The organism is Maribacter sp. 4G9, from assembly GCF_002742265.1.
GTDB lineage: Bacteria > Bacteroidota > Bacteroidia > Flavobacteriales > Flavobacteriaceae > Maribacter.
Map to the genome: position 1 here is coordinate 1 of NZ_MDGL01000040.1, position 1,055 is coordinate 1,055.

At 36.4% G+C, this 1,055-nt stretch carries 1 protein-coding gene; it reads right to left on the minus strand.

All coding sequences use genetic code 11. From position 1 onward, the window contains the following. Positions 1–190: 190 nt before the first annotated feature. The gene (locus BFP75_RS05945) at positions 191–796 is read right to left on the minus strand and encodes an amidohydrolase family protein (protein WP_099544252.1); all 606 of its coding nucleotides are present in this window, start codon (positions 794–796) and stop codon (positions 191–193) included. Between the last annotated feature and the right edge of the window lie 259 nt (positions 797–1,055).

Genomic DNA, 1,055 nt, shown 5'->3' on the forward strand with positions numbered 1-1,055 from the left:
AACGCCGATAACGGTGTATCACATATAGGATGCCGAGCAAGTTATATGGTATTGAATGGTTGATAATCCTATCGGAATTATCAACGATTCAACACCCCAAAACCATCATTATGAAGTAATTGAAAATTAAATACTAACTTTAGAGAACTGGACTAGGGCTTTTCATAGGAGCCATTGTTGGCATACGTTTTTATTCCGTCCTTTTAAATTCTATTCCGTTTTTATATACTGAAAATACTGTTCGTATATTTTCAATATTTTCCAATGGGTTTTTAGATAGAATTACAAGATTCGCTTTCTTTCCAATTGCAACTGAGCCATGAGTATTTTCAATTCCAATCGCCTTAGCATTGTTCAAGGTCGCAGCTTTTATCGACTCAATATTTGTCAAACCACATTCGTTTAACAGAATAATTTCATCCTGTACCCACTTTATATTTGAATTAAAATCTGTTCCTGCTGCTATCATAACTCCGTTGTCATAAGCAGCTTTAGTAATTCTTTTGGCCCAACTGTCCATCGCGACCAAATCCATTTTGCCTGCGGCGTTCGATAGCTGTTTAGTTGGATTCGTCTTTTGAGACTTTGTATCTTTGTTTGGCTTTGAATTACGTAATTTCATACTCCAAGCTGAAAGTGTTGGCTCAAAAATAATATTGTTTGACTTCATTTTTTCAAACAACTCCATAAATTCAGGGGCTGATACATCAGTGTTTTTAAAGTCTTGAAGTGGTACGGATTTTCGTATTGACTCATTGAAGGATAATGGCATATTTTTTTCCAATTCAAAAATCATTCCTATACTATGTGATAACACATCAACGCTGGCGTTAACGGCATCTGATGGTTTGCTGGGAAAAATACTCGAATGGTATAATTCCCCCCATTGTTAGGACAATAAATCTTTAAAAATAAGTTTAATGATGATGTTGAAAGAGGGGGGTCCGGGGGGAGACTCATAACCTGCCCGATCTGTTGAAAACCCTTTTTGTCCCTTTGGTACCATCATGCCACTTGTTTCTTGCCTTGTTGATAAATTGTTGATGGGGTTTCTT